The following is a 26,639-nucleotide window of genomic DNA, read 5'->3' on the forward strand; positions in this document are numbered from 1 at the left end:
CATCGAACACCGACGCTTGCAGCACCGCAAGCTCGCCGCTTAATATCAACCCCAGGACGAGGCCCGCGCTCCGCTAATCTACGCCGCGATCTGCGCCAAATGTTCTGACGACAGACAGTGCACAGGATCCGGCACCCAGACCCGGGTAAGGTCTCCTGAGCGATGCAGGATCGCCAGCTTCTGGGAGTCGCGCAGGTCGGTCTTGACCCGGTCGCTGGCCTTCTTTGGGATCAGCGACGGCGCCACCACCATGCAGCCGTGCCCGAGCTCGGTCAGCTGGCGATAGATGCCGTAGCCGCAGCAGCCGGCCTCATAGCAGAACTCCAGCCGGTCGCCGGCCTTGGCCAGCCGCTTGGCCAACTTGGCGAGGTCCGTTGGTGTATTGGGCACCTCGCCCAGGAACCGGACGGCGCCATCCCGGCCGTCCTCCGCGACGCTGACTGAGATGCTGACCTTGTGAACGTCGAGACCGACGTAGAGCGTGTCCATGCCTTCCTCCGATGCTGCTGCATCAGCTCAGAATGCAGCACCGCGATCCGGACGGCTCGCCGCCGGGAGGAAGGACATACGGACTAAGCCGCGTCGCGGACGCCCGTCCGCGGCCATGGGGGAATGAAGATCCCATGGGGCGGGTAGTGCGCTCCGCTCTGGCTCCAGCAGAGTGAGGTCGCCGAACCCTCACCCCTTTGGAGCCCGACCCATGCACGATCACTCCCCGCCCGAGCACAGCGCCATCCGCACCGATCTCGGCGCGATCTTCGTATCTCTCGAACTCAGCCGATCGACCTGGCTGATCACGTCCCTGTCGCCGGGCGCTGGGGAGAAGCTGTCCAAGCACGTCGTGCCGGCCGGCGACCTCGCGGGACTGCTGGGGCGGTTCGCCCAGCTCAACGAGAAGGCCAGCGCGCGGCTGGGCCGCAGCTTTCCGATCATCGCCATCCAGGAGGCCGGGCTGGACGGCTTCTGGATCCACCGCGTGCTGGAGGACGAAGGGATCGAGAGCCACGTGGTCGATGCCGCCTCGATCCTGACCTCCCGCCGGCGGCGGCGGGCCAAGACCGACCGGATCGACGGCGAGACGTTGGTCCGAACGCTGATGGCCTACAAGCGTGGCGAGCCGCGCGTCTGCTCAATGGTGCGGGCGCCGACGCCAGAAGAAGAAGACCGCCGCCGTCTCTGCCGCGAGCGCAAGACGTTGGTGATCGAGCGGATCGAGCACACCAATCGGATCAAGGGCCTGCTCTGCGCCCAGGGAATCTTCGACTACGATCCCCTGCGCCGGAACCGCCGGACCCGGCTGGAGGAACTGACGACCGGCGATGGCCGACCGATGCCGGCCCGCCTTAAAACCCAGATCAGACGCGAACTCGACCGGCTCGAGATCTTGCTGGCCCAGCTGAAGGCGGTGGAGGCGGAGCGCGACGCGCTCGTCGAGCCAGCGAGTTCAGAGGCGCCGACGCCGGCGACAATGCTTGCCCGGTTGAAGGGCATCGGGCCGGAGTTCGCCGCCGTACTCTGGTCGGAGGCGCTGTATCGGCGCTTCGACAACAGAAGGCAGCTCGCAGCTTACGCAGGGCTAGCCCCAACCCCTTGGAAGAGCGGGTCGATCGACCACGAACAGGGTGTATCGAAAGCGGGCAATCCCCGACTGCGGACCACGATGATCCAGGTCGCCTGGCTGTGGCCGCGGCACCAGCCAGGCTCGGCGCTAAGCGTCTGGTTCCTAGACCGCGTTCAGCGCAACGGCGGGCGCATGCGCAAGTCCGCGATCGTGGCGCTGGCGCGCAAGCTTCTGGTGGCGTTCTGGAAGTACGTGACGCAGGGCGTCGTCATCGAGGGAGCTGTCGTGCAACAGGCCTAGAGACGACGCTCTCGACGAAATCCGCAGGGCTAGTCGACCCTGACGGATCCAGGCGGACGAACCGATTGCAGCCATGGCCTAATCAGCCGGAATGAAGAATGGTCTCGTCCTCTGAGCCCGACACCTGCGAATGCGGGATATGGGTGCAGCCGCGGTGACGTGGCGACCGAATGTGAGGTTGATCTGGCGCGGTAGCGGCCAGGTCGTGGACCGGGCTTGGACTTGGATTCCAAATGTCGATGCCAAACTAGCGCCGCGGCGCCTGTCAGCCACAGCATGCCTTGCCGCCGTCCTCCTGGATCGGCGGACATGGCACGTCGCCGTAGGAACAGTAGACGCAGCAGTCGCCTGCCTTGGGCTTGAGGACGGCGCCGCAGCCCTGGCAGTCGTAGAAATATTGGCAGGCATCGGTCGGCATGGTCTCTGTCGCCTTATGGCCGCAGTGCGGACAGGTGAGCGTGGAGCGCGCCAGGATCTGCACGGCGTCCATCACCGGGCGCTCCTGATCAGCGTCAGAGCCCAGGGCTCGATGATTGGCTGCCAGATCAAGGCGAGGAGCACCAGCACGGTGGCCGCGCCGAGCAGGCCGATCCCGAGCCGCGACGGCGCAGCGCAGGCGCTGTCGACCCGGCACCGCCGAGCCCGCCGCCAGGTAAGGGTCCAGCCCACGCCGATCACCGCCAACGCGGCGAAGGTGATCCAACTGCGCTGCTCCGCGATCAGGCTCATGCCCCCCAGGCCTAGCCCCGCCAGCGCGAGCGACATCGGCAGGACGCAACATGCAGCCCAGGCGAAGACTGCGCCGGCCCCGGCGGCGACCGCCGTCCAGCTCAGAGCCGTCTCGGCGGGCGTCCGACCCTGTCCATCTCGTCGGGCTTGAATCCCGCTGCTCGCCGTCATGGGATCGTCTCCTGGTCCAACAGGAACCATCATGCCATCTGTAGTGACTACAGACTCAAGCCCTAATCGAAAGCTGCGCTCCATGGCTGAACAGGCGATTCAGATCGGCGAACTCTCACGCCGCACGGGCTGCAACATCGAGACGATCCGCTACTACGAGCGGATCGGCCTGATGCCGCCCCCACCGCGACGCGGCCGCTACCGCAGCTATGACGGTGAACACGTTGGCCGGCTGGGCTTCGTCCGGCGAGCCCGTGAGCTAGGCTTTACGCTGGATGAGGTTCGCGCCCTGCTGGGCTTGGCCGGTGGTGGGCAAGCCTCCTGCGCCGAGGTGAGAACCCTCGCCGCATCGCACCTGACGGATGTCCGAGCGCGGATCGCCGACCTTAGGCGTATGGAGCGGGTCCTGGCTGACTCCGTGCGGGCCTGCGACGCTGGGCAGGACCCCGGCTGTCCGCTGATCCAATCCCTCTATGCGGAACATGGGCCGTCGCGGGACTGCCTTGACACTAAAATCCCCATGTGAGGCTGCAAGTAGCCGCGCGCCAGCGCGGCGGGACGCGCCGACGAGCGGCCGGCGGCGGCCCAAGGCCGCGCCCTGCGGCGCGCCCGTAGGAGCCGCGTCGCGGCGGGACCGAGCGCGAGCGCCGGCCGCTCGCCGTTTCCCCGCCTCGGCGAAGACGCGCGCAGACCCGCGCTCGCGGCCTCAGGACCCGTCGAGCGCTCGGGGCCTGCCCCCTGAAAGCTCAGCCATTTACATCCGGGGGTTTGGCGGTCGATGTATGCAACATTGACGAAACCGCGGTCGGGGGACGGCGCATGGTTGGACGACGGCTTAGCCTTTGCGCCCTGGGACTCGCGGGCGCGATTGGGGTGGCCCTGCCGCACGCGGCCGCCGCCCACCCCGGCGGTCTCAACGCCGAGGGCTGCCACAATGACCGCAAGCGCGGCGGCTATCATTGCCACCGCGCTCCAAGCTCGGGCGCCAGCCGCACGGCGCCCGCCGCCCTCTTCTCCGGCCGGGCCTTCCCCAACTGCTCGGCGGCGCGCGCCGCCGGCGCCGCCCCGATCCGCCGCGGCGAGCCGGGATATGGCCCACACCTCGACCGCGACGGAGATGGCGTGGCCTGCGAGACCGGTGGCGGCGGACGCCGTAACTTGGAGATGAGCACCGGCGGGACGGCCCTTGGCCTTTTGGGCGCATCGAGCGGCTATCGGCGGCCAGCGATCACCCGCTCGTCAGAGCCCAGCTCCGGGCGCCCGGACCCTGGCCTCGACGGCCTGGCGCTTGCCGAGCGCGTCGAGATCGTCCGGCGCCTGCAAATAAGACTGGCGAGCGAGGGCTATGACCCTGGAACCGCCGACGGCCGCATCGGGCCCCGGACGCGCGCGGCCCTGGCGCAGTTCCAGGCGGCGACGGACCTGCCCGGCACGGGGCTCATAGACGCGCCGACGCTGGCGGCGCTGAGCGTCGCCGCCGAGGACGAAGCGGATGACGCCGACCTGGCGGCGAGCGGCGCGATCCTGATCCAACCGATCTGGCTTCGGCGCCCCAGCGCGCACGACCTCGCGCGGCTCTATCCGGACCAGGCCCAGCGCGCCGGCGTCGGTGGCGACGTCGTCCTGGACTGCCTGGTCGCGGCGAGCGGCGAGCCGCGGGCCTGCGAAGTGATCTCCGAGACGCCCGAGGGCCACGGCTTTGGCGGGGCGGCGATAGAGCTCGCCCGTCGCTACCGCGCCAAGGTCGTTCCCGCCCAGGCCGGCGCCCGTGTGCGGCTGCCGATCAGCTTCCGGCTTCCAGGCTAGAAGCGCTCTGAGCCATAGCAAACCGGAAGAGAAGCGGTTGCGCCGCAAGGCTGCGGGAGGATCGTAAGCGCCGACCTCTCGCCGCCTCTAGCCTTTGAATCCCGGGCTTGTTAAACGGATCGCCCTTAGCCGTGCGGGCGTGGTGAAACTGGTAGACGCGCTGGACTCAAAATCCAGTTCCGCAAGGAGTGTCGGTTCGAGCCCGACCGCCCGCACCAATCTTCGGCTCCGAAAGCCGCCGGCTTAGAGCCGCAAGCCGCGCCGCCGAAGCCCCGACCACGATCATCGTACGGCCACCTCCGACATCGGCGACGGGCTCAGCAGCTTCGACGGGAAGACCAGAACGCCGGCATCCCCGGGAAAGGGACGGGGCGGTTCCAAGGCCGCTGCCGGGCGTTCTGGGCGGTCGTGCAGAGTGGAACCGGCGATGCCTGGTGATCAGGCAGGCAGCGCGCCGGTCGATCGTGCCGACGGGGCTTATCTGGAGGGGGTCGCCCGAGGCGTCAACCGCCGCCCGCCTCACCGTCCTCGTCCGCCCTCCACGACGCCCCGGCTGCGCATCAGGTCCCCCAGCCCCGCGCCGTTCAGGCTGCAGTGGGCGACGACGCGGTCGTAGGAGCGCCGCCCGGCCCGGCAGGCGACGGCGCGGCCCCGGGCGATGGCCTCCAGGGCGGCCTTGGCCTCCCGCCCGCCCGGCGCGGAGAGTTCCGGCGCGTAGAAGTCGGCGAGCCGGACCTCCACCCAGGTCGCCGGATCGCCGGAGCGCCCCACGCAGAGGCTGTCGCCGTCGCCGACATAGCGGACGGCGCCTGAAAATCTCGTCCCGGGCTTCGGAAGCGGCGCGGTGCAGGGATCGGCGGCGGCGAGCGCCGGCGCGACGAGGAACAGGCCGGTCAGCAGGACAAGCGCGCGCATCGTTCGATCAACCCCTTCGGCTCCAGCGGGGAACCGGCCGCCAGCCGTCTGGACTCCGCCCCGCCGCATGAGGAAGGCTTTGGGTCCGATTCTCCAAGGAACCCTAGCGCATGAACACGTCTGATCTCGTCGACCGCCTCGCCGCCGACGGCCAGCGCACCAAGGCCCAGGCCAAGGACGCCGTCGACACCCTGCTCGCGGCGCTCCGCGACGCCCTCGTCGCCGGCGAGGAGGTCAATCTGCCCGGCTTCGGCAAGTTCAAGGTGCAGGACAAGCCCGCGCGCACCGGCCGCAACCCGGCCACGGGCGCCGCCATCGAGATCGCCGCCAGCAAGAAGGTCGCCTTCACGGCCGCCAAGGCGCTGAAGGACGCGGTCGCTCGCTAGGGGCGGGCGGTCCCCAGCTCGTCCGCCCTCGCCCCTGTCCTTTGCTGCGCGGAGGACAGCGGGCGTCATGTCGGGCGGCACCTGCACAGTGTTCGCCGCCAGCCGCTCGCCGTTCAGGCCGATCGTTGCCCGCAGACGCCAGACCAAACGGCCTGGGGCGAGCCGATCGACCACGCCAGCCCTCAACGGTCTTAAGATGCGCTTGGTGGATATGCGCCCTATTCAGCAAGCGCGACCGGATCACCGACCTTGACTGTGCCCGGCGTGACGACTTCCGCATAGGACGCGAACGTCGGCAGCGAGAGATCGACCTTGAACTCCGGAGGAAGCCCGCCCTTCTCGCGATATCGAACCAGACCCTGCATGACATTTAGGCCGCGCTCGCCCGTTCGGGCGTCGAACCCCGTGATGAGGCAGCGCGGAACTGGCGAGCGCACCCGCAGCAAGACCTCGCCCACGCGCAGGAGCTTCCCGTTCCAGGCGTCCTCTTCGTGCTCCACAAGATTGTCGAACACAAAGCCGGCGCGGAAACGGGCCGGATCGACGTCTGTCGCGAGTTCGCGCGACAGCCGCCGAATGGACCCTGTCGTTACGAACGTGATGGGCAGGATATCGATGCCGCCGCCAGCCTTCTCGCAGCGAAACAAGCCGATGGGCCGCCCGGCGAAGGCGGACAATCGCTCGGCCCACGGTCCCTCGACCTCCCGCAGGGGCACGGTCCGCCCTCCAAAGACGGCAAGCTCGCAGGGACGCCCCGAACCGGCTGCGGCGCCTTCGATCACCTCGCCGTCCGGCATGCTGAGGATGAGCCGATCGCTCGCCTCGTCGTAGTCGAACCTCAGGGGGATGAACTGGCTATGGTTGGCCGGGCTGACGGCCTGACCGTTTTCCTCCAGCAGGCAAAAGTCACGATCCCACCTGAGTCCGGCTGGCGTGACGGGGATTGTCGTCTTCTCGAGCAGCTGCGTCGCCTTGACGAAAGCCACCCCGATCTGCGCCACCGTGATGATGAGCCCATCCTCCTGCTCGGGCGAAGACCGCCGCACGCCGCCAGGGTCAAACCCTGACGCGCTCCCAATTTAAATAACAATTATTATGATAACATACGAAATATAAAATCCATGGAGGCCAAGGACGCCGTCCACACCCTGCTCATCGAGATCGCCGCCAGCAAGAAGGTCGCATTCACCGCCGCCAAGGCGCTGAAGGACGCCGTCGCCGGCTAGAATCCGCCCCAGGCCTCCGGCGCCTCGCGGCGGAGCCCCATGCCGGACACGCGTGTCCGCTGCGGCCGCGCTTGCCTTAAGTCGCCAAGCGCCTAGCGTTCGGCCATGACGCCCGCGGTGCAATATGTCCGGGCCTCCACCGGCCTGCAGGCCTGCTCGCTAGATCAGCAGGCCCTCGCCAACGCCGCCTATGCGGCGCTGCGCGGCTTTGAAATCCTCGACACCTATTCGGACGGGGCCGCCAGCGGCCTGACGCTTCGACAGCGTCCGGCGCTGCAACGCCTGCTGGCCGAGGCGCTCTCCCCGGCGCGCCGCTTCAAGGCGATCCTCGTCTACGATGTCAGCCGCTGGGGGCGCTTCCAGGACATCGACGAAGGCGCGCACTACGAATTCCTGTGCCGGCGGGCGGGCGTCGCGGTCCACTACTGCGCCGAGCCGTTCGAGAATGCCGGCTCGCCCGAGGCCAACCTGATCAAGCAGGTCAAGCGCGCCATGGCCGCCGAATACAGCCGGGCCCTGTCCGAGCGCCTGACGCTGGCGCGCCGGCACATGGTCGATCAGGGCTTCATGGTCACGCCGCCGCCGTTCGGCCTGCTGCGCCAGGCGATCGACGGCGCCGGCCGTCCGATCGGCCTCCTGTCGCGGGGGCAGACCAAGGCCTCGAAGGCGCACCGGATCGTCTTCGTCCCGGGACCGCCGCAGGCGGTGGCGACCGTCCGCCGGATATTCCGCCTGTATGCGCTCACCGGCCTGTCGCGGGGCGCGATCGCCAAGACGCTGAACGCGGCGGGCGCCCCAAGCCCGACCGGGCGCGGCTGGACCGGCGATCGGGTGCAGAGGGTCCTGCGTTGCGAGGCCTATGTCGGAACCTATGTCTACGGCCGGGTGCGCTACAGTCTGGGCCGCGCCTCGAAAATGGCGCCGCAGGACTGGAAGCGCGTCGAGAACGCCTTCCCGCCGATCATCGAGCGGGCCGTGTTCGACCTGGCCAACCGTCTGCTGGACGCTCGCCGCCGGCGGACCGACGCTGAACTCCTCGATGACCTGCGCGAACTGCTGGTCCAGGAGGGCCGCCTCGACGCAGACCTGATCGATCGGTGGCCCTACATGGCCCATTCGGGCACCTATGACCGCCGCTTCGGCGGCCTCTCCGAGGCCTATCGCCGGATCGGCTACCGCCCGGCCCGCGCGCGGCCATGACGCCCGCGGCGCAATATCTGCGGGTCTCCAGCGACCACCAGCAGCACAGCCTCTCGGCGCAATCGGCTCAGATCGCCGACTTCGCCGCCGCGCATGGCTACCAGATCGTCCGCAGCTATGAGGATCGGGGCCGCAGCGGCCTGCGCCTGAAGGGGCGGGCCGCCCTGCAGGCGCTGCTGGCCGACATCGTCTCGGGTGAGGCGGTCTTCGAGGCGGTGCTGGTGCAGGACGTCAGCCGCTGGGGCCGGTTCCAGGACACCGACGAGGCGGCCCACTACGAATATGTCTGCCGCGCCGCCGGGGTGGAGATCTGCTACTGCCGCGAGCCGTTCGAGGCCGGACGCTCGGGCGACCTCGTCAAGGCGGTCAAGCGGCTGATGGCCGCCGACTTCAGCCGCGAGCTCTCGGCCAAGGTCCGCGCCGCCCAGTTCCATCACGCGCGCGCCGGCTGGAAGATGGGCGGTCTCGCCGGCTATGGCCTGCGCCGCGCCATCGTCGGGGCGGATGGCGAGGTCCGGAGGGTGCTCGAAGCTGGTGAGCAGCCGCTGCTCCGGGGCGAGCGCATTCGCCTCGTCCCCGGTCCGGCGCACGAAGTCGCCACGGTGCGGCGCATCTTCCGGATGTTTCTGGAGGACGGGATGGGCCAAGGCGCGATTGCCGAGACCCTCAACGCCGAGCGCATCGCCGGCGAGGGCGCACGCCCCTGGGCGAGCTGGACGGTGGGCAATCTGCTCGAGAACCCGAAATACGCCGGGACCTATCGGTTCGGACGCCGGCGCCGGACGCTTGAGGGTCAACGCCTCGACAGCCCGCCGGACGCGGCGCTCCAGGTCGAGAACGCCTGGCCGGCCATCGTTCCGGCCGCCTGGCTCGCCGCCGCCGTACAGAGGCGGCGCCGGCGCATGCTGTTCCTGCCGCGGGCCGAGATCCTGCGCCGCCTCTCCGCGCGCGCCGCCCAGGCGGGGGGCCTGACGCGGGCGGCGATCGACGCCTGCCCGGACCTCCCCTCGGCCCGCACCTGCCAGACCCGCTTGGGGCCCTGGCGACGGATCTGTGCGCGGCTGGGCCTCTACCCCGCATTTATACCCGGGCAGATTGACAAACGCCGCGCATCGACCGAATGGGCGAAGCCGCAAAGAGGACGGCTTTCGATGGCGCTCACCTACACCGCATTCGTTGGACCGGAACGGCTCGCACAGGGCGATCTGCAGACCGTTGCGCGCGCCGCCCACGCCGCCCAGGACCGGCAGGCCGAGATGCCGATCGTGTTCGAGGACGCGAGCGGAACGGTCGTCGATCTCGATCTGCGCGGCTCGCCGGAGGACCTTGCAGCGCGGCTGCGCGCGACAGCGGCCCTGCCGGCCTCACCCGCCGCCCCGGCGCCGCGCGGCCGCGGACGCCCGAAACTGGGCGTCACCGCTCGCGAAGTGACGCTCCTGCCCAGGCATTGGGACTGGTTGCAGCAACAGCCGGGCGGCGCGTCGGCGGCGCTCCGCCGCCTCGTCGAGCAGGCCCAGCAGGACAATGCCGAGATCGACAAGCGGCGGGCCGCCCAGACCGCCGCCTATCGCGTGATGTATGCGCTGGCTGGCCACCTCGCCGGCTACGAAGAGGCGCTGCGGGCGCTCTACGCCGCGGACGCGAGCCGGTTCCAGGGTCTCACCTCGCCTTGGCCGGCGGACGTGCGCGCATATGTTCAAAAGCTGGCCGCGCCCAGTTTCCCGCCCGCCGCCCGAGACGGCCGTCTCAGCGCGTCATCAAGCTGAGCTTGAGCACCGCAAGGTCGCCGCTGGCGTCCCAGACATATTCGTAATGGTCGCCCTGCCCGATCGGCAGGCCCAGCGCCGCCGGCCGGAAGATCACCACGTTCACCCCACCATCGCGCCGCACACTGTCGAACACGAAGCCGTCCTCGCCGGGCTGGGCGTAGGGCCAGCGGCGCGCGCGGGCGAAGGCCTGCGAGCGGCCATAGTCGGCGAGGTCGTAGAGCTCCAGATGCGAGGCCTGGGCGCCGCGCAGGTCCAGCAGGCCGGCGTTCAGCCGCACGACCAGCTCGCGCATCTGGATCCGCGCCGGAAAGCCGGCCGCCGACGCCCGCAGCCGGCGCTCATGATGATAGACCGTCTCGGCGATGGCCGTCGAAAGGTCCGTCGCCGCGTACCACGCGCCAAGGTCGCCGTCGGAAAATCGGCCGCCTTCAGGCGCGCAGTGCAGAAACGCCGCCATCGCCAGCGAAGCGGTGGCGCCGCTGGCGACTCCGCCGGCCGGCAGGGCGTTCAGGCGCGCGTGACTACGCACATTGGTCAGGTCCTCCAGCAGGAACGCGACCCGCAGTTCTTCTTCACTCGCGGCGATGTCGTCGAAGACGCCGATGGTGGGAAAGCGCGAGGCGATCAAGCGATGCGTGCGCGCCTGCACGCGCGACCGCGGAAAGCTCATTTCACGCCGCGCCAGGCGTCCAGGTAGCGACGGACCTCGATGAGGCCGGCCATGCCGCCGTCGCTCATCACCTCCAGCGGCGAACGCCCCCCGAACACCGGCTCGTCATTGGCCGCCTTCAGCCAGCGCACGCCGTGGCCGTCCTCGGCGAAAACCAGGCGAAGCCCCTTGAGTATGCCCAGGACCAGCGAAATCCGCTCAAGCTGGTCGCGGCCCAGCGCGCCCACCTTGCCGGACTTCCAGTTGTGATAGGTCTGGCGCGACACCCCGCCCAGGATCGCCATCCGCGCCTCGACCTTCAGGTCCCAGAGATCGCAGGTGCGCAGGAACAGCGCCATGGCCGGCCCCGACAGCCGCCGCCGATGTTCCGGATCGCGCAGCGCATCGGCGCCGTAGCCGGCGTCCGGCTCGATCCTCAAGGCTGCATTGGCCATGTCACGCCTCATCAAAATTTCGACCTAATGTAAATCTCTTTACGGCTTCAACAAGGCCAAAACGAAGAACCCCGCCGACCGAAGTCGGCAGGGTTCATGGGATCGCTGCATTTGGGATGCCCGCGCAGTTTGCCCTACACCCACGGGCGTACAACTAAAAAATTCGCCCCTGGATATGCTTTCGGCAAGCTGGCGTCAGACAAACGCGCTGCGCAGCCGACGCTGGCGGATCGCAACACCGGCGATGCCGAAGCCTGCGATCATCAGCGCCCAGGTCGCGGGCTCAGGGACGACCGAACTGAGCCCCTCCACCCGGAACTGCTTGCCCGCGCCGATCGCCGGATTGAACGTGAACGCCAAATTGTAGATTCCAGGCCCCGTCACCGTGAACTTGTTCTCGCCGTTGTCCACGATGCAGAAGGTGCAGGCGGCGTCGCCGGGATTGGGGCTGGCGGAAAACAGCGCCGAACCGTTCACCAGCAGGGTGAAGTCCGAACTGAACCCGCCGCCTGAGCCCTTCGGTGAAATCAGGTTGAAGGTCACGCGATCCCAACTCTTCTCAAAGAGAACATTGAGGTTCTCCATGAGCGGATCGCCGAGGATCGTCGCTTCCCCCTGCCCGTTGGTGTCCAGGTTCAGGCTGCCGCTGCCGGTGCTGAAGGTCACCAGCGAATTGTCCTGATTGACGAAGCCGAAGACCGTCGAGCCGGTCTGGGTCGAGTTCGAGTGGACACCGGTCTGCGCGCCGAACTGCGTATCGTCCAGGGTGTAGCCATCGACGGATACGGTCTGCGCCGCATTCGCCACGGAAGCCGCACCCAGGCAGAGGGCTGCGGCCGCTGCGCCCGCCAGGGCGCTCATCAAGCGCTTGTTCATCTCCGCTCCTAGCGACCCGATATGGGTCAATCTGTCGCACTGCACGTGCCAGGAGCCATACACGAACCAGCACCTCCACTCAATAAATCGTGGTAAACATTTCGACATAATTACAGTAAATTACGAACTACATCTGAGATAAGATTCAATAAAGATCTTCTTATCCCGCCGAAACGCAACCTTGGATTTTCGAAGGTGACACATAACCCTTGGGCGAAATCAAGAAAATTACCACTTCTTTGGACGTCAAAAACGCCTGCATATCTATAGAATGATGCGACGACTGTTCATTCGCACAAGATATTGAGTCGCGACGACATGGCTCCGCTCGGCGGCGCTCAGGACGCGCACCCCGAACCCAAAGCGTCTCCGTCGGTCTACAGCCTGGGGGTGATCGCCTCGCTCGGCTTCCGAAGCGCAGCCTTTAGAAGGGACTTTTTGGCGGGTGGGATCGCGCCGCTTGAACGGCTGATCGTGGGCGAGCGGACCTACCGTCGGCTTCAGCGCCAGCCGCCGGCCTGAAGCGCCCCCTGGAAGGTCTCGGCATAGCCTGCGATCAGCTCGGCGTTGTCGGTTCCGTTGACGATCTTCCGGGCAGCGACGAATTGCTCGCGCCGGGCGATCTGCGGCAGGAACAGCCGCAGCCCCTTGCCGGTGAACCAGCCGCCCTCCATTCCCGCGACCAGGATGCGCGCCGAGATCTTCGGATCGAGCGCCAGGTCGTAATCGGCGACCAGCGCGCCGTTCAGCGCCAGTTCGCGGTCCGCCCGCTCGTAGTTCTCGTCCCAGGTCAGCTGCACGTCGCCGCGCCCATAGGCGACCTGCCCGCCGTTGCGGCCGGGTTCGCCATAGGTCTTGCCTACGCCCTTGCCGTACTCGCGCACCGGCGCCATCGCCCCGGCCGTCTCGTGGACCGCAGTCGCCAGCGCATAGGCCGCCCACGCGAGTGGAAAGCCCGCCGCGGCGCAGGCGGTCAGGATTCGCTCGCAGCCCGCCACCTCGCCCTGGGAGAGGGTCGGGCCGAGCGGAGGACGGCTGCGCACGCGATCGAAGAACAACGCCGGCTCGACCAGGCCCCGCGCCCGAGCAGGCGTCGCCGGCCGCTCGCACATGAAAAAGGCCTCCAGCGCATCGGCGGAGGCCTTGATCTTCGCCAGTTCGGCGAGGGCGAGTAGCCGGCTCATCGACGCACCTGCTGGTCGACGGGCGACTCGCCCGCCCCGCTTCGCAGGCCGCGCGCCGCGGCCGCGAGCTTGGCCCAGTCGGTGACGGTGGCGCCCGCCAGATAGAGGGTCGCCAGCACCACATTCGAGCCGATCAGCGACAGGGCGATCCATTTCAGCCCCTGCGGATCGTCGAGCTTGGCCAGGGCCGCGCCCACGCCGCAAAGGTTCAGCAGGGTTCCGAAGTAGGTATATAGCCGGCGAAACAACCAGCCGCGCTCAGGCGGCGTGGGATCTTCACCGGGGGCTTCCGGACGGCTCATGGCAGCACTCCGGGCGTTCTGGCGTTACGGCGCCATTTCCAGATCAAGTAAGCCGTCTGCACCGCGAGAAACATCGCGGTGAGCGCCCCGACGATCATGCTGATCGCCAACTGGCCGTCCGCGGCCGACCAGGCAGAAACACCCGCGCCTGCGCCCGCCTTCCAGGCAGCCGCACCCGCCTCGCCGACAAGGTCGCGAGTCGTCATTTGTATTCTCCAACTCAAGTGTGGGTCGGCGCCGATCGTTGCGGACCGGCGACACGCGGCCCCCGTCGCCCCACGGCTCCCGGCCATGGTCAGGCTATTTCGACCTTCAACGGCGATCGCACATGCCGACAGAAAAAGCCCCGCTCCCTTGCGAAAGCGGGGCAAAAATGATCGGCTCGGCTAGCCAGTTGAGATCGATCAGCGACCTCGAAGGTCGTGAAACAGCTTCCAGCCAAGCGACGCGACGCCAGCCAAAAGCACAATGCTCAGCCCTGCTTTTGATGCAGCCTGGCGTGATATGGGCGCAAGGTTTGCCGCAGCAACAAGTGCACCCACGATAAGCGCACAACGTACGTTCACGCGAGCGCTCCTAAAGCACGCGCTACCCAGCATGCCTTGCAAGAAGACCGCTGCGACAAATCCGATCAGCGCGTTCATTTCGGCCCATGGTCCCAAATAGGCCCGGGAAGGTTGGCCCCGGCTGCCCGGATCCAAGCGGCGGGGCGCTGCGGAGCGGCTTGCTTCCAGACCAAGGAGAAGTCGGTGACATGCAGAGGCAGCGGACGTCGGCCTGGCTGAAGAGACTTCGTCGGCCCACCGAGGGCGCTACCCAGAACCCCGAACGCCGCCGCTTTGAACAGGCTGCACTCGGTCATATCCGGGTTAAACATTTCTCCCGTGATCCCCCCGATAGCTCCCGATAGCATCGCCCCACCCCACGTATAGCCCAACGGCAACATCATGAGTCCGCCGGTGACGCCGCCTGCAATGCCGCTCCGCAGCACGCTGTTTAGGTCGTAAGCGCCCCAATCTGCTCCGTGGATCATGGCCTGGACCGCCAAGTCTGAACCGGCTCCAAGCGCCGCTCCAATGCCCGCGCTGACGCACATGGGACATTCGCCAGTTGGGTCGCCCCATTCAAGCGGCCGACCGTCGACATAGCCATAGAGGTTTTGGCCGCCAGCGAGACCAATGGGATCAGCCTGGATATAGCGCGCGAGGGTGGGATCGTAGTCCCGGTTCCAGTTTTGACTAAGACCGCTCTCCATCTGGCTCCATTGTCCGGGTAGGCGGAGATCGAGATCTGCGCTCACCGTCCCAAGCAACTGTGCCTGACCGAAGGGCTCGATACTTACGTCCCAGACCTTAGACTTGGCTGAGTTCGTCATCACGAGCGGCTCATCGAGTTGACCCGTGTGCACGTAGTACAACACCTCGGAGCCGGACGAACTATCGATGACAGCCAACAACATGTCGTCAAGCCAGACGTATTGCTTAATCGCCGCGCCGGTATCCCCGTTATGTTCTGCGATAAGATGACCTTGCTGATCGTGGATGTAGTGAACCGAACTGTAGCTCGGCGACATGATCTGTCGCGACACCCGCTGGTTCCGAAAATCATAGCCGTAATAGGCCAGGTCGACGGCATCCTTGTTGACCACGACAAGGCGCTTCCTGGCGCTATAGTAGAATTGGTAGGTCGAGCCACCCACATGGGCGTCCTCATAGAGGTCGCCGCCATCTCGATAGATCAGATTGCGGAGCACCGCTCCATTGGTATCCTGGACTTGAGTGACTTGGTTGCTAGCCCCTGAGTTGATTGCGAACTCATAGGCGACAACACCCCCGACATCCGTCCGAAAATCCGTCCGGTTACCCGCCGCGTCATATGCGTAGCTATGGTTTCCCCACGGACCGACACCGTACTGCAGACGACCGGAGTCGTAGTAACCGAAAACAGCTCCTCGTCCGGTCGCTGCGTTATCAATAACGTTGGTCAGCTGCCCGTTCTCATTGCGCTGGAAGGTCAGATCCAGGGGAATGACGCCCGTCGCGGAAACTTTCGTTCCCGTCAGCCAATAGTTCCGATCGTAGGTCCGAGTCAGCGTTAGCCCATTCCCATAGGCGAGTTGCTTGACAGGGCCGAACGGCAGATACGTCACGCTATTAGCGATGGATTGCACGGTGCCGGCAGGCGCTTTGGTCGAGACAGCGGTCGCCAGACCATCGATCGCCCTGGTGAACGTCACCAGGCGCCCCGAAGGCAGGGTCATCTGAATGATCTTGCCGTTGGCGTCATAAGCGTAGGCCACGGAATAGGATTGGCCTTTGATCACTTTCGCATCGACGGTGATCCGCCCGTGCTCGTCATACGCAAAGTTGCTCGAGCCGGACTCCTCGGTGACGCTTGTCAGCCGCCCTCGCCCTTTATTGCCGGCGCCGGTCGCATCGTATCCGAAGGTCACAGTTTCCCAGCCCGCCCCGGGAAACGACATGCCGGTTCCCCGATCAGATCACCAATCTCGGCGATCGCCTGATCGTCGATCTCCGCCACGCTCAGCCGCGCCGTCTCGATCCCCTCGTCCATGCCAGCCTCCCGCACCCCGCGCTCAGCAGGCGACGATTCTCACAGACTGCGAAGCCGTCAGGTCCCCTTTGCATGCCGGCGGCCGGCGGGAAGGGGCTCCCGACCCTTTTTGCCCTGCGAAGGTCGCCGCTAAGCTGGGCTGGGCTGGGCCCGCCCGCAATTGCGCCAGTCTCGTTCCGGGCGCTCGCCGATATGACGCTGCTCCCGCCGAACCCGGCCTCGAGCCGATAGCCGCCCGCGGGGAGAATTTCGGACCGCGCCCTGGTCGCCCCGGGGCCGCCCCGCCCCGCGCCACGGCCAATTTGTTCTCTATTTGTTCTTGACATCGCCCGGAAGGTTCAATAGATTTTCGTCATTGGTGGTTGCTGCGCCTTAGCGCCGCCACCGGTCAGGCGAGCGTTCGCAAACCGTCCTTTACGATCAAGTCCAACCGGCCGCAGGCCTGCTGCGGCCCTTTCGACGTCCGTGACGGCGTCGGTCCTGTCGCTCGCACGGCTCACGGCGAAACGGCGCTCTCCTTACGCGTCGGCCCGCCTCGCGCCCGTGCTCTGCGAAGTGCCGGGCGCGTCGCGACGGCCCATGCACCCGTCACCACCGGCCGTCATGCCCTGCATGACGCCAGAACTTCACCTCAGAACAAAGGCGAAGAATGTCTTCCGACACCCCCATCCACATCATCTATGAGATCAGCAGCGATCCGGTCTTCGACGCGGCCGCCGCCGCGTCAACCGCCGAGCAGGACGTGCTCGGCGAGGTGACCATCCCGGCTGACAAGATCGGACGGCACTCCAACATCGTCCTCGAGCTCCTGACCGACTGCACCGACACGGCGAATGCAAAATCCCTCCGCGCCAAGATCGACGGGAACAGCTTCGCCGCACTCGATGCGGCCGGGACCGCCGGGGGCCAGTTCAAGAAGCGCCTCTGGTCGGCCGGCGCCCGCAACGCCTGGGACACGCTGCCGGCCGAACGCAATGACGTCGGCGCCGTCGAGGGAGTGCTGGCCCGCAAGACCTACGACTTCACCGCTGATCGGACCTTCACCCTGACGTTTCAGACGGCGATCGCCGGGGAGAAGATGCAGCTGCGCCACCTGCGGCTCTATATCGAAAACCCGGCGACGGCCCCCGCCCCCCTGACCGCGACCGAAAGCCTGGATACGATCGTCGATCGGGAGGTGACCTGGAAACTGGACGCTGCTGCCCCCGTCGGCCGGTTCGTCAGCGGCGACTATTTCGCGGTCGGGGCGACCGTCAACGCCGCGCTCCCGGCCAGTTTCCAACAGTCCGGAACCTATGACAGCGGTGAAGCCTTCACCGGCCGCTGGGTTCACGGTCTGATGGTGGACTACGGTCGTCTGGGCCCTGGCGTCACCGGCGCGGACCCAAGCACCACCCCGCAAGGATGGGACGGCCTCCCACCGGCTCCTTCGGCCGGCTCACCGACCGAAGTCGGACACGACAACGCCCTGAACAAGGATCCCGGCGCCACGGGCGCGCCGATCAGCGGCGTCAAGACGCTGAGCAAGGCGGTCTCGATCCTCACCGCCCCCGAGGCGGACAGCCGCCACAAGCTGGCCAACACCTCGCTACTGACCCTGCTGGATGCGGTTCCGCCCGAGGGCGCCTTCCGGCGTTGGGCCGGCGCGATTTCGAAGACCCCGATCTTCTTCGCTTCGGACATCGATTGGAGCGTGCTTCCGCTCGTGGCGAAACCAGCCTCGGCGACCCTGCCCACGGCGTCGGCCCTGATCGCCAAGCTCGGTCCGATCAACACCCTGGTCGGCCAGATGCTATTCTCCCGCGGGGTGAATCCGGACGGCGTCCAGTCGCGGTACGGCGGCAACATGGCCAACGACATGTTGCAGGCCATGTTCTTCACCATGACCCAAGGGGTCAGCCTGGAGGACCGCAAGGCCGTCGCCTACAAGCTGATCCAGATCGGCCTGGACCTCTATGACGCCACCGAGGCCGGCCGTCGGTGGTCCGGCCCCAGCTTCAGCTTCGGCGGCGCCCATCAGTGGCTCAAGCCGACGCTCGTCTACGCCGCGCGCCTGCTGCGCAATGCGGCCGACGTCGTCGAGCGCCGCAAGCTGCTGAAGTGGTGCGACGGCACGCTCAATGCGATCTTCGGCAACGACATGACCGTCTTTCCGATCGATCGCGAACGCATCGAAAGCAACGCGCTCGAATCGATCCAGACCCGTCCCCAGCCCCAGGGCTGGCCGGACTGGAGCGAGAACGCGACGGGCTACGCCGCCAAGCCCAGCAACAAGGGCTATGGCGGGGTGACTGCCGAGATCGCCTACCAGGGCACCAACTCCTATCCCTACATAAGCGCCGCTCTGGTCGCGCGGATGATGGGCGCCGAGCGCCTCTGGAACAATCCGCGCTTCTTCGAGTGGTGCGACACCTGGCACAACCGCTGGGTCCGCCGGAACTACGACACCGACCCCTATTTCTATCCGTATTGCTACAGCTTCGTGCGCGACTACTACCCGGCCTATTCGCCCGCCTACCTGGATGGGACGGCGCCGACGCTGGCCCGCCGAGAAGCGCGCGGGCGCTACGCCTGGTTCGAGTTCGACAAAGCGTTGGACCTTCAGGCGCAACCCGCCCCGGCCGACGTCTCGGTGAGCGTCGCCGGATCGGCCGTGAGCCTCGGGTCGGTTTCAACCACGGCCTCGGGTACGCGCTCGACCGGCTCGACCAACACTTACCTGCCGGTCATCACCGTCGCCAGCGCGAGCGGCGTTCGCATCGGCCAGCGCGCGGAGAGCCCGGCGCTCGAGCCGGACACCTTTGTGGTCAGCGTGTCCGGGACCACGATCGGGATCACCTCCTGGGTGCCGGCGACCTTCAGCGGCCAGCCCGTCAGCTTCCACGACACTTTCGTCTGGGGGCGGTCGCTGGTGGCGGTGCTGCCGACGCCGCTCGTGAGCGCGGCCCAGGCGGTGACCATGGGTTACACCGCGCCCAGTAGCGGTTATGTGCGAAACCTGGGCGGCGTCGCCGCCCCGAGCATCGGCTCGGCCGCCTCGACGAACCGGACGGGCGAACTGCCGCCGCCGCCCGCGTCGAAAGCCAACGCCTATTCCGGCCCGACCGCCGCGAGCCGGCAATACAGCGGCACAGCGCCGCTTCGAGCCGGCGCGTTCCGGCGACTGCGCGGATCGCTACGTTTCAAAGTCGACGGCGCGATCGCCCCGAACGATACGCTAGTCTCGAGCTCGTCGGGCTCAACAGGCTCGTTCCGGATCTACACGGCGACCGGCAGCGACGTGCGCATCCTGCTGGGCCCGGCCTCGGCGCCTCAGCAGATCCGCGGCCCCAACGCGCTCTCACTGCTGACGCCGGACACGCTGGTCACGCTCCACTTCTTCCTCGACCTGGACCAGACTAGCCAGTCGGCGGCCAAGAAGCTGGCGGTGGTGTGGGCCGGCGGCGGGAACAACAACGTCAATGTCAGCTCTTCGGTGGGCACGCTCCCGACGGTTTCGGACGGCGACATCGCCAGTTTCCTGACGGGCGGCCTCTTCACCCATGCGACGGGGTCAGGCAGTTCACCGCTGAACGGCTCGATCCAGGAGTTCACGCTGGGTTGGGGCGATGCGACCCTGCCGTTGCCGGCCGACTTCACCGGCCCGCAGTTCGCCCATGACGCCGACTGGGGCGGTCACGGCGAGGGTCCCTGGGGGCAGAACCAGCTCGCCTACGCCGGCCCCCTGTCGGAGTGGAATGCGAGCCTGCCGAACCGTGGAACCTACGGCGCGCTGTCGCTGACGCCGCGACGCTTCGTGACCTTCGGCGACGAAGACAGCGGGCTCCTCACACCCTACGTCGAACAGACCTAGGTGCGCACGGGCGGCGGCGCGCCGCCGCCGCCCGACGGCACGGATTGCGGCGCGTCCGACAACATGACGTGCGACCGGCCGGTCTTCGTGAAAGATCGGCAGGGTCACCGCCTTGGCGCAGCGAGCGCCTTGCCGAGCTGGCCGTCGGCTTTCCTGCCTCCAGCTCGACGATGAAGCGCTCGCCACCGCCTATGGCCAGGTCGAGTTGGCGCCGAGTAACCCCAGCCCCTTTCCGGTCCGGGTCAGCGCAGCGCCGAATTCAGCAGCAGTGGTGAACGGTACGGACATCTTCCCGAGCGGGAAGATTCCAACACCAGACAAGTCGCTTCGGACCAATTCTTCCCGATCGGGAAGATCGCCCCTTCGGCGCCGCTTGGCGAGCGATGCGCCTCGCGCCGTTGAGACGCGTTCGCGTGTCAGCCCTCAGGCGTTCGCCTGGGCTTTTGCGCGGAAGGGTCCTTCCGCGGTTTGGCAGCCTTGCGCACGTTGATCGCCGCCGCATCCAGGGTGCTCTTGATGTGGACGGCGTAGAACTTCTCGATCATCTCCACGCTGGTGCGGCAGTTCTTGGCGATCTGATAGATGTCGGCGCCCTCCATCAGCCGCAGGCAGATGTAGGTGTGGCGCAGGCTGTAGGCGGTGCGGGGATTGCCCTCGCGATCGGTCTTCAGGTCGAGGTCCTCGAGCACCGCGTTCAGGAGCTCGCGCTGCACCTTCCCGAACACCAGCTCCGTCGGGTTCCCGACCTTGCGCTTCTTCACCCGCTGAAACGGGAGCACCGCGCCCGGCATGCTCTTGCAGAAGCCGACGCCGCGCTTGCCGCGCACCTCGATCTCCAGGATGCGCTCGCCGGTGTCGTCATCCACCACGACCTGCACGTCGCGGAACTCAAGACGGCAGGCCTCGTCGGGGCGCAGGCCGGTATTGACCATGAAGAGCACATAGTCGTGCAACTGCTCGCACTCGCCGCGCCAGCGCTCGCTCTTCGGATTGCGGGCGCGGTCGCGCGTCGCCTCGTAGAGACGTTTGTACTCCTCGGGCGAAAACCAGGCGCGATGGGCGATCTTGCCTGAGGCCTTGTAGGGCGCCGACATGTCGGGCAGCGCTGAGATCCAGCCCTTGCGGTTGGCGCTCTTGAGCACCTGGCGAAGGGTGACGAGCTCCTTGTGCAGGGTGCTGCGCGCCGGCTTCTTGTAGACGCGCTTGCGGCCCTTGGGGGCGCGAGCGCGCTCGTCAGGTCCCGGCGGCGGCTTGAGGCGATGGACCCGGTAGTCCTGGATGCGTCCGGCGCTCACCTCCTCCAGGGCGCAATCGCCGAAGAACGGCAGCAGGTAGAGGTCCAGGTGCCTGGACTTCTGGGCGACATGTTCGGCGTTGCGCTCACCGAGCGTCATGATCTCGTACTCGGCGACGAAGGCGCTCGCCGCCTCGCGGAAGGTTCGCGCGCCGGGGCGGCGCGGCGTACTGGCGGGACGGCGCTCGGGGTCAGCCTGCCCCGACGCTCCGCCGCTATCCACGACCTGGCCACCGCGCCGCCGGATCCGATCCTCGGCGAACCGATCCAGCGACCAGTCCCGCGCGAACTCCAGCGCGAGCACGATGTTGTCCTGCCGGGTGGTGACGCGGTGATTGCGGCCGCCCAGGAACACCGAGCACTGCCAGAAGCGGCTGTTGGGTCGCCGATAGACGTGCACGCGCCCGTCCATGATCGTGTGGCTTTCGGCCGCGGCCGATGGGCTCTGCGTGGTCATCGACCCGCCCTCCGACGAGCCGGCAGGTCTAGCGCAGTCAGCCCGGCGGGCGGAGCGCGTAAGCCTACGTCGTCCAGCGGACCAGCGCCGCTATGTGCAACAAACTGTGCAAGCAGCCCCTCGCACAAACTCTTTTGTGTCCAGAGACTTGCGAGCGCAAAAGTCCGATGATCGACGCGCAAGGCCAACTCATCGGACTTTGAAGCGAGCTTATCGGGCCGCCCGCCGAGCCAGCCGCGAAAATCGGCCACATGTGCAAGCCATGTGAAACGCCGAAAATCACCCAATTCTTTGATTTTATTACATTTTCCTGAAGACATCGCCTTTTGAGTCCGGCGCGTCTACCAGTTTCACCACGCCCGCACGTGGAGAGCGTCAGGTATTTCGCGGGCCCTGGCCTGTCTAGGGGAAATTACGCATGGCCGCGCTCTCGACGCGGCCTCCTCAAACTGATAATCGTTCGCAAATAGTGCTCCCAGGAAGTCCCGCGAATGAACAACCTGTCGCTCCGCCCCGAGACTGACGCCCTTCCCGCCGACGGTGTCGTGGTCCGGCTGAGCGACGCGTCGGTCGGCGACGCCGGCGTGGTGGTGGACGTGCGGGCCGAAAGCAAGCCCGGCGCCCACGGGGTCGATGTCGAGGAACTGCAACGCCGCCTGCTCGAGTTCGGCTTCGTCGAGGGCGCCCGCATCGAGGTGATCCACGAGGGCGCGATCGGCCGCGACCCGATCGCCGTGCGACTGGACGACATGCGGATCGCCCTGCGTCGCCGCGACGCCGAGGACGTGTTCATCCTGCTGGACCGCGCGTGACATGAGTGAAGTGCTTTCCCCGGCCAGGGTCGCCCTGGTCGGCAATCCCAATTCCGGCAAGACCGCCCTCTTCAACGCCCTCACCGGCTCGCGCCAGAAGGTCGCCAACTACGCCGGCGTCACCGTCGAGCGGAAGGAAGGCGTCGTTGTCTCGCCCGCCGGCCGCAATCTCTTCGTGCTCGACCTGCCGGGCACCTATTCGCTGCGCGCGCGCAGTCCCGACGAGGTCGTCACCCGCGACGCCGTGCTCGGCCGCCTGGCCGGCGAGGTTCCGCCCGAGATCGTCGTCTGCGTGGCCGACGCCACCAACCTGCGTCTGGTGCTGCGCCTGGCCATGGAGCTCAAGCAGGTCGGCCGCCCTATGGTGCTGGCCCTCAACATGTACGACATCGCCCAGCGCCAGGGCCTGCGCATCGACCTTGAGGGTCTTTCGCGCGAGATCGGCGCTCCGATCGTCACGACGGTCGCCACCCGCAAGCGCGGGATCGAGGAACTGCTCAAACAGGTCGACGGCCTGATCGAAGCCGGCCATCTGGCCGCCGAGAACACCTGGCGCGAGCCGAACGCCGCCGAGATCCGCAAGGCCCACGCCGAGGCCCAGCGGCTGGTGCGCACCTATGTGCGTCCGCCCGAGCATCCGGACACCTGGACCGGCCGCATCGACTCCGTCCTGCTGCATCCGGTCGCGGGGCTGGTCATCCTGCTCGGCCTGCTGTTCCTGATGTTCCAGGCGGTGTTCACCTGGGCCACGCCCGCCATGGACGGGATCGAAGCCGCCTTCGCCGCGCTCGGCGCCTTCGTGGGCGACTACATTCCAAACCCGCTGCTGCACAGCCTGATCTCCGACGGCCTGATCGCCGGGGTCGGCAGCGTGCTGGTGTTCCTGCCGCAGATCCTGATCCTGTTCTTCTTCATCATCATGCTGGAAGACCTGGGCTACATGTCCCGCGCCGCCTTCCTGATGGACAAGATCATGGGCGGGGCGGGCCTGCACGGCCGCGCGTTCATCCCACTGCTGTCGTCCTTCGCCTGCGCGATCCCGGGCATCATGTCGACGCGGGTTATCGACAACAAACGCGACCGCATAACCACCATCCTGGTCGCGCCGCTGATGACCTGCTCGGCGCGGATTCCGGTCTACACCCTGATCATCGGCGCCTTCATCCCCAACACCAAGGTGGGGGGCGCATTCAGCCTGCAGGGCCTGGTGATGTTCGGCCTCTACGCCAGCGGCATCCTGAGCGCCCTGCTCGTCTCGTTCGTCATCCGCCGCGTTTTCTGGCGCAGCGCCGTCGAGCCGTTCCTGATGGAGCTGCCGACCTACAAGCTGCCCGACCCGATGAACGTGGTCCGCAATCTCGGCCTCCGCGCCAAGATGTTCATCAGCCGCGCCGGGCGGATCATCCTGCCGCTGATGATCCTGATCTGGGTGCTGTCGACCTTCCCCTATCCGCCGGAAGGCGCCACCGGCCCGGCCATCGACTACAGCTTCGCCGGCATGATCGGCCACGCGATCCAGCCGCTGCTCGCCCCGATCGGCTTCAACTGGCAGATGTCGATCGCCCTCGTGCCCGGCATGGCCGCCCGTGAGGTCGCGGTCGCCACCCTGGGCACCGTCTATGCGGTCGGCGATGCGGAGAACAACGTCGGGACGCTCGCCTCCACCCTGGCAGGCCACTGGTCGCTGGCCACCGGCCTTTCGTTCCTGGCCTGGTACGTCTTCGCGCCCCAGTGCGCCCCGACCCTGGGCGTGGTGAAGCGCGAGACCAACAGCTGGGTCTGGCCGGCGGTGATGTTCGGCTACATGGTGACGCTCGCCTACGCCGCCTCGTTCGTCGTCTACCACGCGGCCGTGGCGCTCGGCGCAGGCTGAGCGCTCAAAGCCTGAAAACGCTTTAACCCCGGCGATTAACTCTCCGCTAAATGCGCAAGTCCTAGCGTTCCACCATTGGGTGGGGGCTAGAATGGACCAAGCTCAGAAGAAATCTCGCCGCCGGTCGGCGCCGCGTCCGACCACGGAAATGCTGGTCGAGCGAATCCGGGAGACGCTCGTCTACTTCGGAGGCGAAGCGCATCGCCGCGACGTCATCGCCAATGTCGCGCGCGAGGTCGGCGTCGATGTGAAGAACATCCCCGAGGACTTCGAACACGCCATCATCGTCTCGTTCGAGGAAACCTGGCGCGACGAGGCCCGCCGCGCCCTTTACGGCTTTCACCTGCGCTTCGGCGAGGGCTCGCACCGCTGGGGCCTGAAGCCCGCCACGGCGCACTAGCCCTAGATCCTCACGGTCGGCGTCTGCCCGCCGGCCAGCGCATCCGCCGCCGCCTGCAGCCGCATGAGCAACCGCTTCATCTGCGCCACCTCACCTGGCGCCAGCCCGGCGATCAGAGCCGCCTCATAAGCCAGCGCCAGAGGTGCGATCTGCGCATGCAGCGCCCGCCCCTCGGCGGTCAGCGCCAGGACGTGCGAGCGCCCGTCTGCCTTGTTGGCGGTCCGCCCGATCAGGCGCCGGGCGGTCAGGCCCCGGGCGGCGCGACTGACCGTCACCTTGTCCATGCCGGTGCGCGCGACAATGCCGCGCTGGGTCCTGCCGCCGTCCTCGGCCAGCACGCAGACCAGCCGCCACTGCGGCACCGACAGGCCGAAGCGGTCCTCGTAGGCCCGCGCGATCAGGCCGCTGACCGCGTTGGAGGCGACCGACAGCCGATAGGGGAGATAGGCGTCGAGCTGCAGCTCGCCGGCGACGTCCTGCGCAGCCTCGCCCGCCCCCGTCATGCCGGCGCGACCTCCTGTTCGATGGCCCCGAAGATGGAATGGCGCCGTCCGTCACGCATCTCGATGCGCACCACGTCGCCGCGCTTCAGAAACGGTGTCTTCGGGGCGCCCTGGGCCAGGGTCTCGACGGTGCGCAGTTCGGCCAGGCAGGAATAGCCCACCCCGCCCTCGGCGACGGTCCTGCCCGGGCCGCCGTCCGGCCCGCGGTTCGACACCGTGCCCGAGCCGACGATCGTGCCCGCGCCCAGCGCCCGCGTGCGCGCCGCGTGCGCAATCAGGGTCCCAAAGTCGAAGGTCATGTCGACCCCGGCGTCGGCGCAGCCGAGCGGCGCTCCGTTCAGTTCCACGTCCAGCGCGCCGTGCAGCCGCCCGTCGCGCCAGGCCTCGCCCAGAGCGTCCGGCGTCACCGCCACCGGCGAGAACGCCGAGGCCGGCTTAGACTGGAAGAAGCCGAAACTCTTGGCCAGTTCGCCGGGGATCAGGTTGCGCAGCGAGACGTCGTTGCACAGCATCACCAGCCGGATCGCGGCCAGGCCTTCCTCGCGGCTCGCGCCCATCGGCACATCGCCGGTGATCACCGCGATCTCGCCCTCCATGTCGCAACCAAAGCCCTCGTCGGCCAGCGGGATCGGATCGCGGGGCGCCAGGAAGCCGTCCGAGCCGCCCTGATACATCAGCGGGTCGGTCCAGAAGCTCTGCGGCATGTCGGCGGCGCGCGCCTTCCGCACCAGGGCCACGTGGTTCACATAGGCCGAGCCGTCCGCCCACTGATAGGCGCGCGGCAAGGGGCTCGCCGCCTCGTGTTCGTGGAAACGCTCGCGGGGGATCGAGCCGTGCTCGAGACTTTCGGCCAGGCCGCGCAGCAGCGGCTCGACGCGCTCCCAGTCGTCGAGGGCGCCCTGCAATGTCGGAGCTATGCTCCCCGCGTCCGCATACCAGGCCAGATCCTGCGAAACGACGACCAGACGGCCGTCACGTCCACCCTTCAGCGACGCGAGCTTCATTCATTCCTCCGCGCCCACGCTGCGTGTCACGCGCACGCCTTGCTCGTAGGCCTCGGGGAAATAGACCACGACCTCGACGCAGATGTCTCCGCCCTGTTCGCCGACCCACAGATAATTGCGCTCGAAGCACACCTCGCGGCCGGCGGGCGTGTAGCCCTCATAGGTGTCGCCCCAGGGCGTGCAGGCGGCCATGTCGCGCCGGCTCAGCGCGCAGGCGCGCTCAAGCTCCTCTTGCGCGGCTTCGGTCAGGTCGAGCTGGGGATCCATATAGGCCATGCGCGCAAGTCTATCGCGCCGGTCGCGGAACTTCCATTTCCTCCCCCATCGCGATGGGGGAGGA

26 protein-coding genes, 1 tRNA gene and 1 pseudogene are annotated in these 26,639 nt (G+C 67.4%); 11 read left to right on the forward strand and 17 right to left on the reverse strand.

The window, feature by feature from the left end:
- Window positions 1–123: 123 nt before the first annotated feature.
- Window positions 124–489: pseudogene (locus ACE3T2_RS11435) on the reverse strand (transposase); the annotation flags it as partial.
- A gap of 211 nt (window positions 490–700) precedes the next feature.
- Between ACE3T2_RS11435 and ACE3T2_RS11440 the strand changes: the two are divergent.
- Window positions 701–1,861 carry an IS110 family transposase gene (locus ACE3T2_RS11440; protein ID WP_267231309.1) on the forward strand — a complete coding sequence of 387 codons (1,161 nt, stop codon included), beginning with the start codon at window positions 701–703 and terminating at the stop codon, window positions 1,859–1,861.
- Between the two features lie 265 nt (window positions 1,862–2,126).
- Here the strand turns inward: ACE3T2_RS11440 and ACE3T2_RS11445 are convergent, their stop codons facing one another.
- Window positions 2,127–2,351 carry a GDCCVxC domain-containing (seleno)protein gene (locus ACE3T2_RS11445; protein ID WP_183772282.1) on the reverse strand — a complete coding sequence of 75 codons (225 nt, stop codon included), beginning with the start codon at window positions 2,349–2,351 and terminating at the stop codon, window positions 2,127–2,129.
- Window positions 2,351–2,590, reverse strand: a complete 240-nt coding sequence (locus tag ACE3T2_RS11450) for a hypothetical protein (RefSeq protein ID WP_312165948.1) — start codon at window positions 2,588–2,590, stop codon at window positions 2,351–2,353. The genes ACE3T2_RS11445 and ACE3T2_RS11450 overlap by 1 nt, the downstream gene beginning before the upstream one ends.
- Window positions 2,591–2,843: 253 nt before the next feature.
- On the opposite strand from ACE3T2_RS11450, the gene ACE3T2_RS11455 reads away from it, so the two are divergent.
- The 3 genes from ACE3T2_RS11455 to ACE3T2_RS11465 all read left to right on the forward strand — a co-directional run bounded on the left by ACE3T2_RS11455 (window position 2,844) and on the right by ACE3T2_RS11465 (window position 4,785).
- Window positions 2,844–3,287, forward strand: a complete 444-nt coding sequence (locus ACE3T2_RS11455) for a helix-turn-helix domain-containing protein (RefSeq protein ID WP_183772278.1) — start codon at window positions 2,844–2,846, stop codon at window positions 3,285–3,287.
- Between the two features lie 347 nt (window positions 3,288–3,634).
- Complete coding sequence (locus ACE3T2_RS11460) at window positions 3,635–4,567, forward strand: TonB family protein (protein ID WP_374657387.1); 933 nt, start codon at window positions 3,635–3,637, stop codon at window positions 4,565–4,567.
- 133 nt (window positions 4,568–4,700) lie between these two features.
- Window positions 4,701–4,785: transfer RNA gene (locus ACE3T2_RS11465), tRNA-Leu, on the forward strand.
- A gap of 301 nt (window positions 4,786–5,086) precedes the next feature.
- Here the strand turns inward: ACE3T2_RS11465 and ACE3T2_RS11470 are convergent.
- Window positions 5,087–5,482 (reverse strand): thermonuclease family protein, encoded by a 396-nt coding sequence (locus tag ACE3T2_RS11470; protein WP_374657389.1) that lies wholly within the window; start codon window positions 5,480–5,482, stop codon window positions 5,087–5,089.
- A 110-nt stretch (window positions 5,483–5,592) separates the two neighbouring features.
- Between ACE3T2_RS11470 and ACE3T2_RS11475 the strand changes: the two genes are divergently transcribed.
- Window positions 5,593–5,868 carry an HU family DNA-binding protein gene (locus ACE3T2_RS11475; protein ID WP_374657391.1) on the forward strand — a complete coding sequence of 92 codons (276 nt, stop codon included), beginning with the start codon at window positions 5,593–5,595 and terminating at the stop codon, window positions 5,866–5,868.
- Window positions 5,869–6,086: 218 nt separating this feature from the next.
- Here ACE3T2_RS11475 and ACE3T2_RS11480 read toward each other — a convergent pair whose 3' ends face one another.
- On the reverse strand, window positions 6,087–6,869 hold the full coding sequence (locus tag ACE3T2_RS11480) for an MOSC domain-containing protein (RefSeq protein WP_374657393.1): 783 nt from the start codon (window positions 6,867–6,869) through the stop codon (window positions 6,087–6,089).
- A gap of 330 nt (window positions 6,870–7,199) precedes the next feature.
- Here ACE3T2_RS11480 and ACE3T2_RS11485 point away from each other — a divergent pair, with 330 nt between their 5' ends.
- Both ACE3T2_RS11485 and ACE3T2_RS11490 read left to right on the forward strand, forming a co-directional pair.
- The gene (locus ACE3T2_RS11485; protein WP_374657395.1) at window positions 7,200–8,294 is read left to right on the forward strand and encodes a recombinase family protein; all 1,095 of its coding nucleotides are present in this window, start codon (window positions 7,200–7,202) and stop codon (window positions 8,292–8,294) included.
- Window positions 8,291–10,060: a DUF2239 family protein gene (locus tag ACE3T2_RS11490; RefSeq protein ID WP_374657397.1), complete on the forward strand. Its 1,770-nt coding sequence runs from the start codon at window positions 8,291–8,293 to the stop codon at window positions 10,058–10,060. Before ACE3T2_RS11485 ends, ACE3T2_RS11490 begins: the two co-directional genes overlap by 4 nt.
- Here ACE3T2_RS11490 and ACE3T2_RS11495 read toward each other — a convergent pair.
- From ACE3T2_RS11495 to ACE3T2_RS11530, 8 genes are all read right to left on the reverse strand, one after another.
- Entirely contained in the window at window positions 10,041–10,733 is a 693-nt protein-coding gene (locus tag ACE3T2_RS11495) for an RES family NAD+ phosphorylase (RefSeq protein WP_374657399.1), read from the reverse strand. The two genes, ACE3T2_RS11490 and ACE3T2_RS11495, sit on opposite strands and share 20 nt — an antisense overlap.
- Entirely contained in the window at window positions 10,730–11,167 is a 438-nt protein-coding gene (locus ACE3T2_RS11500) for an antitoxin Xre/MbcA/ParS toxin-binding domain-containing protein (RefSeq protein ID WP_374657401.1), read from the reverse strand. The genes ACE3T2_RS11495 and ACE3T2_RS11500 overlap by 4 nt, the downstream gene beginning before the upstream one ends.
- 195 nt (window positions 11,168–11,362) lie before the next feature.
- Window positions 11,363–12,043, reverse strand: a complete 681-nt coding sequence (locus tag ACE3T2_RS11505; RefSeq protein ID WP_374657403.1) for a PEPxxWA-CTERM sorting domain-containing protein — start codon at window positions 12,041–12,043, stop codon at window positions 11,363–11,365.
- Between the two features lie 500 nt (window positions 12,044–12,543).
- Complete coding sequence (locus ACE3T2_RS11510) at window positions 12,544–13,227, reverse strand: hypothetical protein (RefSeq protein ID WP_374657405.1); 684 nt, start codon at window positions 13,225–13,227, stop codon at window positions 12,544–12,546.
- Window positions 13,224–13,529 (reverse strand): hypothetical protein, encoded by a 306-nt coding sequence (locus ACE3T2_RS11515; protein ID WP_374657407.1) that lies wholly within the window; start codon window positions 13,527–13,529, stop codon window positions 13,224–13,226. The genes ACE3T2_RS11510 and ACE3T2_RS11515 overlap by 4 nt, the downstream gene beginning before the upstream one ends.
- Complete coding sequence (locus ACE3T2_RS11520; protein ID WP_374657409.1) at window positions 13,526–13,735, reverse strand: hypothetical protein; 210 nt, start codon at window positions 13,733–13,735, stop codon at window positions 13,526–13,528. The genes ACE3T2_RS11515 and ACE3T2_RS11520 overlap by 4 nt, the downstream gene beginning before the upstream one ends.
- Window positions 13,736–14,169: 434 nt before the next feature.
- Window positions 14,170–15,981, reverse strand: coding sequence for an RHS repeat domain-containing protein (locus ACE3T2_RS11525; protein WP_374657411.1), 1,812 nt, complete (start codon window positions 15,979–15,981; stop codon window positions 14,170–14,172).
- Window positions 15,978–16,103: a hypothetical protein gene (locus tag ACE3T2_RS11530; protein ID WP_374657413.1), complete on the reverse strand. Its 126-nt coding sequence runs from the start codon at window positions 16,101–16,103 to the stop codon at window positions 15,978–15,980. The genes ACE3T2_RS11525 and ACE3T2_RS11530 overlap by 4 nt, the downstream gene beginning before the upstream one ends.
- 649 nt (window positions 16,104–16,752) lie before the next feature.
- On the opposite strand from ACE3T2_RS11530, the gene ACE3T2_RS11535 reads away from it, so the two are divergent.
- Complete coding sequence (locus ACE3T2_RS11535) at window positions 16,753–19,956, forward strand: hypothetical protein (protein ID WP_374657415.1); 3,204 nt, start codon at window positions 16,753–16,755, stop codon at window positions 19,954–19,956.
- 416 nt (window positions 19,957–20,372) lie between these two features.
- Here the strand turns inward: ACE3T2_RS11535 and ACE3T2_RS11540 are convergent, their stop codons facing one another.
- A complete protein-coding gene (locus ACE3T2_RS11540; RefSeq protein WP_374657417.1) occupies window positions 20,373–21,707 on the reverse strand; it encodes a site-specific integrase in 1,335 nt (444 codons plus the stop codon).
- A gap of 491 nt (window positions 21,708–22,198) precedes the next feature.
- Here ACE3T2_RS11540 and ACE3T2_RS11545 point away from each other — a divergent pair, with 491 nt between their 5' ends.
- The 3 genes from ACE3T2_RS11545 to ACE3T2_RS11555 all read left to right on the forward strand — a co-directional run bounded on the left by ACE3T2_RS11545 (window position 22,199) and on the right by ACE3T2_RS11555 (window position 24,792).
- Entirely contained in the window at window positions 22,199–22,519 is a 321-nt protein-coding gene (locus ACE3T2_RS11545; protein ID WP_374657419.1) for a ferrous iron transport protein A, read from the forward strand.
- Window position 22,520: 1 nt separating this feature from the next.
- Window positions 22,521–24,392, forward strand: coding sequence for a ferrous iron transporter B (locus ACE3T2_RS11550; protein WP_374657421.1), 1,872 nt, complete (start codon window positions 22,521–22,523; stop codon window positions 24,390–24,392).
- A gap of 91 nt (window positions 24,393–24,483) precedes the next feature.
- Complete coding sequence (locus ACE3T2_RS11555) at window positions 24,484–24,792, forward strand: hypothetical protein (protein WP_374657423.1); 309 nt, start codon at window positions 24,484–24,486, stop codon at window positions 24,790–24,792.
- A gap of 2 nt (window positions 24,793–24,794) precedes the next feature.
- Here the strand turns inward: ACE3T2_RS11555 and ACE3T2_RS11560 are convergent, their stop codons facing one another.
- The 3 genes from ACE3T2_RS11560 to ACE3T2_RS11570 are packed head-to-tail and all read right to left on the reverse strand — an operon-like array spanning window position 24,795 to window position 26,575.
- The gene (locus ACE3T2_RS11560; RefSeq protein ID WP_374657425.1) at window positions 24,795–25,295 is read right to left on the reverse strand and encodes a MarR family winged helix-turn-helix transcriptional regulator; all 501 of its coding nucleotides are present in this window, start codon (window positions 25,293–25,295) and stop codon (window positions 24,795–24,797) included.
- Window positions 25,292–26,299, reverse strand: coding sequence for a fumarylacetoacetate hydrolase family protein (locus ACE3T2_RS11565; protein WP_374657427.1), 1,008 nt, complete (start codon window positions 26,297–26,299; stop codon window positions 25,292–25,294). The genes ACE3T2_RS11560 and ACE3T2_RS11565 overlap by 4 nt, the downstream gene beginning before the upstream one ends.
- Window positions 26,300–26,575 carry a hypothetical protein gene (locus ACE3T2_RS11570; RefSeq protein WP_374657429.1) on the reverse strand — a complete coding sequence of 92 codons (276 nt, stop codon included), beginning with the start codon at window positions 26,573–26,575 and terminating at the stop codon, window positions 26,300–26,302.
- Between the last annotated feature and the right edge of the window lie 64 nt (window positions 26,576–26,639).

It is taken from the genome of Phenylobacterium sp., assembly GCF_041919955.1.
In the GTDB taxonomy this organism is placed as follows: Bacteria; Pseudomonadota; Alphaproteobacteria; order Caulobacterales; family Caulobacteraceae; genus Phenylobacterium.

Coding starts and splice junctions, on each gene's coding strand:
- ACE3T2_RS11535 (WP_374657415.1), top strand. CDS start 16,753: ATGTCTTCCGACACCCCCATCCACATCATCTATGAGATCAGCAGCGAT.
- ACE3T2_RS11530 (WP_374657413.1), bottom strand. CDS start 16,103: ATGGACGAGGGGATCGAGACGGCGCGGCTGAGCGTGGCGGAGATCGAC.
- ACE3T2_RS11440 (WP_267231309.1), top strand. CDS start 701: ATGCACGATCACTCCCCGCCCGAGCACAGCGCCATCCGCACCGATCTC.
- ACE3T2_RS11445 (WP_183772282.1), bottom strand. CDS start 2,351: ATGGACGCCGTGCAGATCCTGGCGCGCTCCACGCTCACCTGTCCGCAC.
- ACE3T2_RS11495 (WP_374657399.1), bottom strand. CDS start 10,733: ATGAGCTTTCCGCGGTCGCGCGTGCAGGCGCGCACGCATCGCTTGATC.
- ACE3T2_RS11485 (WP_374657395.1), top strand. CDS start 7,200: ATGACGCCCGCGGTGCAATATGTCCGGGCCTCCACCGGCCTGCAGGCC.
- ACE3T2_RS11560 (WP_374657425.1), bottom strand. CDS start 25,295: ATGACGGGGGCGGGCGAGGCTGCGCAGGACGTCGCCGGCGAGCTGCAG.
- ACE3T2_RS11520 (WP_374657409.1), bottom strand. CDS start 13,735: ATGACGACTCGCGACCTTGTCGGCGAGGCGGGTGCGGCTGCCTGGAAG.
- ACE3T2_RS11450 (WP_312165948.1), bottom strand. CDS start 2,590: ATGAGCCTGATCGCGGAGCAGCGCAGTTGGATCACCTTCGCCGCGTTG.
- ACE3T2_RS11455 (WP_183772278.1), top strand. CDS start 2,844: ATGGCTGAACAGGCGATTCAGATCGGCGAACTCTCACGCCGCACGGGC.
- ACE3T2_RS11490 (WP_374657397.1), top strand. CDS start 8,291: ATGACGCCCGCGGCGCAATATCTGCGGGTCTCCAGCGACCACCAGCAG.
- ACE3T2_RS11545 (WP_374657419.1), top strand. CDS start 22,199: ATGAACAACCTGTCGCTCCGCCCCGAGACTGACGCCCTTCCCGCCGAC.
- ACE3T2_RS11565 (WP_374657427.1), bottom strand. CDS start 26,299: ATGAAGCTCGCGTCGCTGAAGGGTGGACGTGACGGCCGTCTGGTCGTC.
- ACE3T2_RS11570 (WP_374657429.1), bottom strand. CDS start 26,575: ATGGCCTATATGGATCCCCAGCTCGACCTGACCGAAGCCGCGCAAGAG.
- ACE3T2_RS11470 (WP_374657389.1), bottom strand. CDS start 5,482: ATGCGCGCGCTTGTCCTGCTGACCGGCCTGTTCCTCGTCGCGCCGGCG.
- ACE3T2_RS11510 (WP_374657405.1), bottom strand. CDS start 13,227: ATGAGCCGGCTACTCGCCCTCGCCGAACTGGCGAAGATCAAGGCCTCC.
- ACE3T2_RS11540 (WP_374657417.1), bottom strand. CDS start 21,707: ATGACCACGCAGAGCCCATCGGCCGCGGCCGAAAGCCACACGATCATG.
- ACE3T2_RS11475 (WP_374657391.1), top strand. CDS start 5,593: ATGAACACGTCTGATCTCGTCGACCGCCTCGCCGCCGACGGCCAGCGC.
- ACE3T2_RS11555 (WP_374657423.1), top strand. CDS start 24,484: ATGGACCAAGCTCAGAAGAAATCTCGCCGCCGGTCGGCGCCGCGTCCG.
- ACE3T2_RS11550 (WP_374657421.1), top strand. CDS start 22,521: ATGAGTGAAGTGCTTTCCCCGGCCAGGGTCGCCCTGGTCGGCAATCCC.
- ACE3T2_RS11515 (WP_374657407.1), bottom strand. CDS start 13,529: ATGAGCCGTCCGGAAGCCCCCGGTGAAGATCCCACGCCGCCTGAGCGC.
- ACE3T2_RS11500 (WP_374657401.1), bottom strand. CDS start 11,167: ATGGCCAATGCAGCCTTGAGGATCGAGCCGGACGCCGGCTACGGCGCC.
- ACE3T2_RS11505 (WP_374657403.1), bottom strand. CDS start 12,043: ATGAACAAGCGCTTGATGAGCGCCCTGGCGGGCGCAGCGGCCGCAGCC.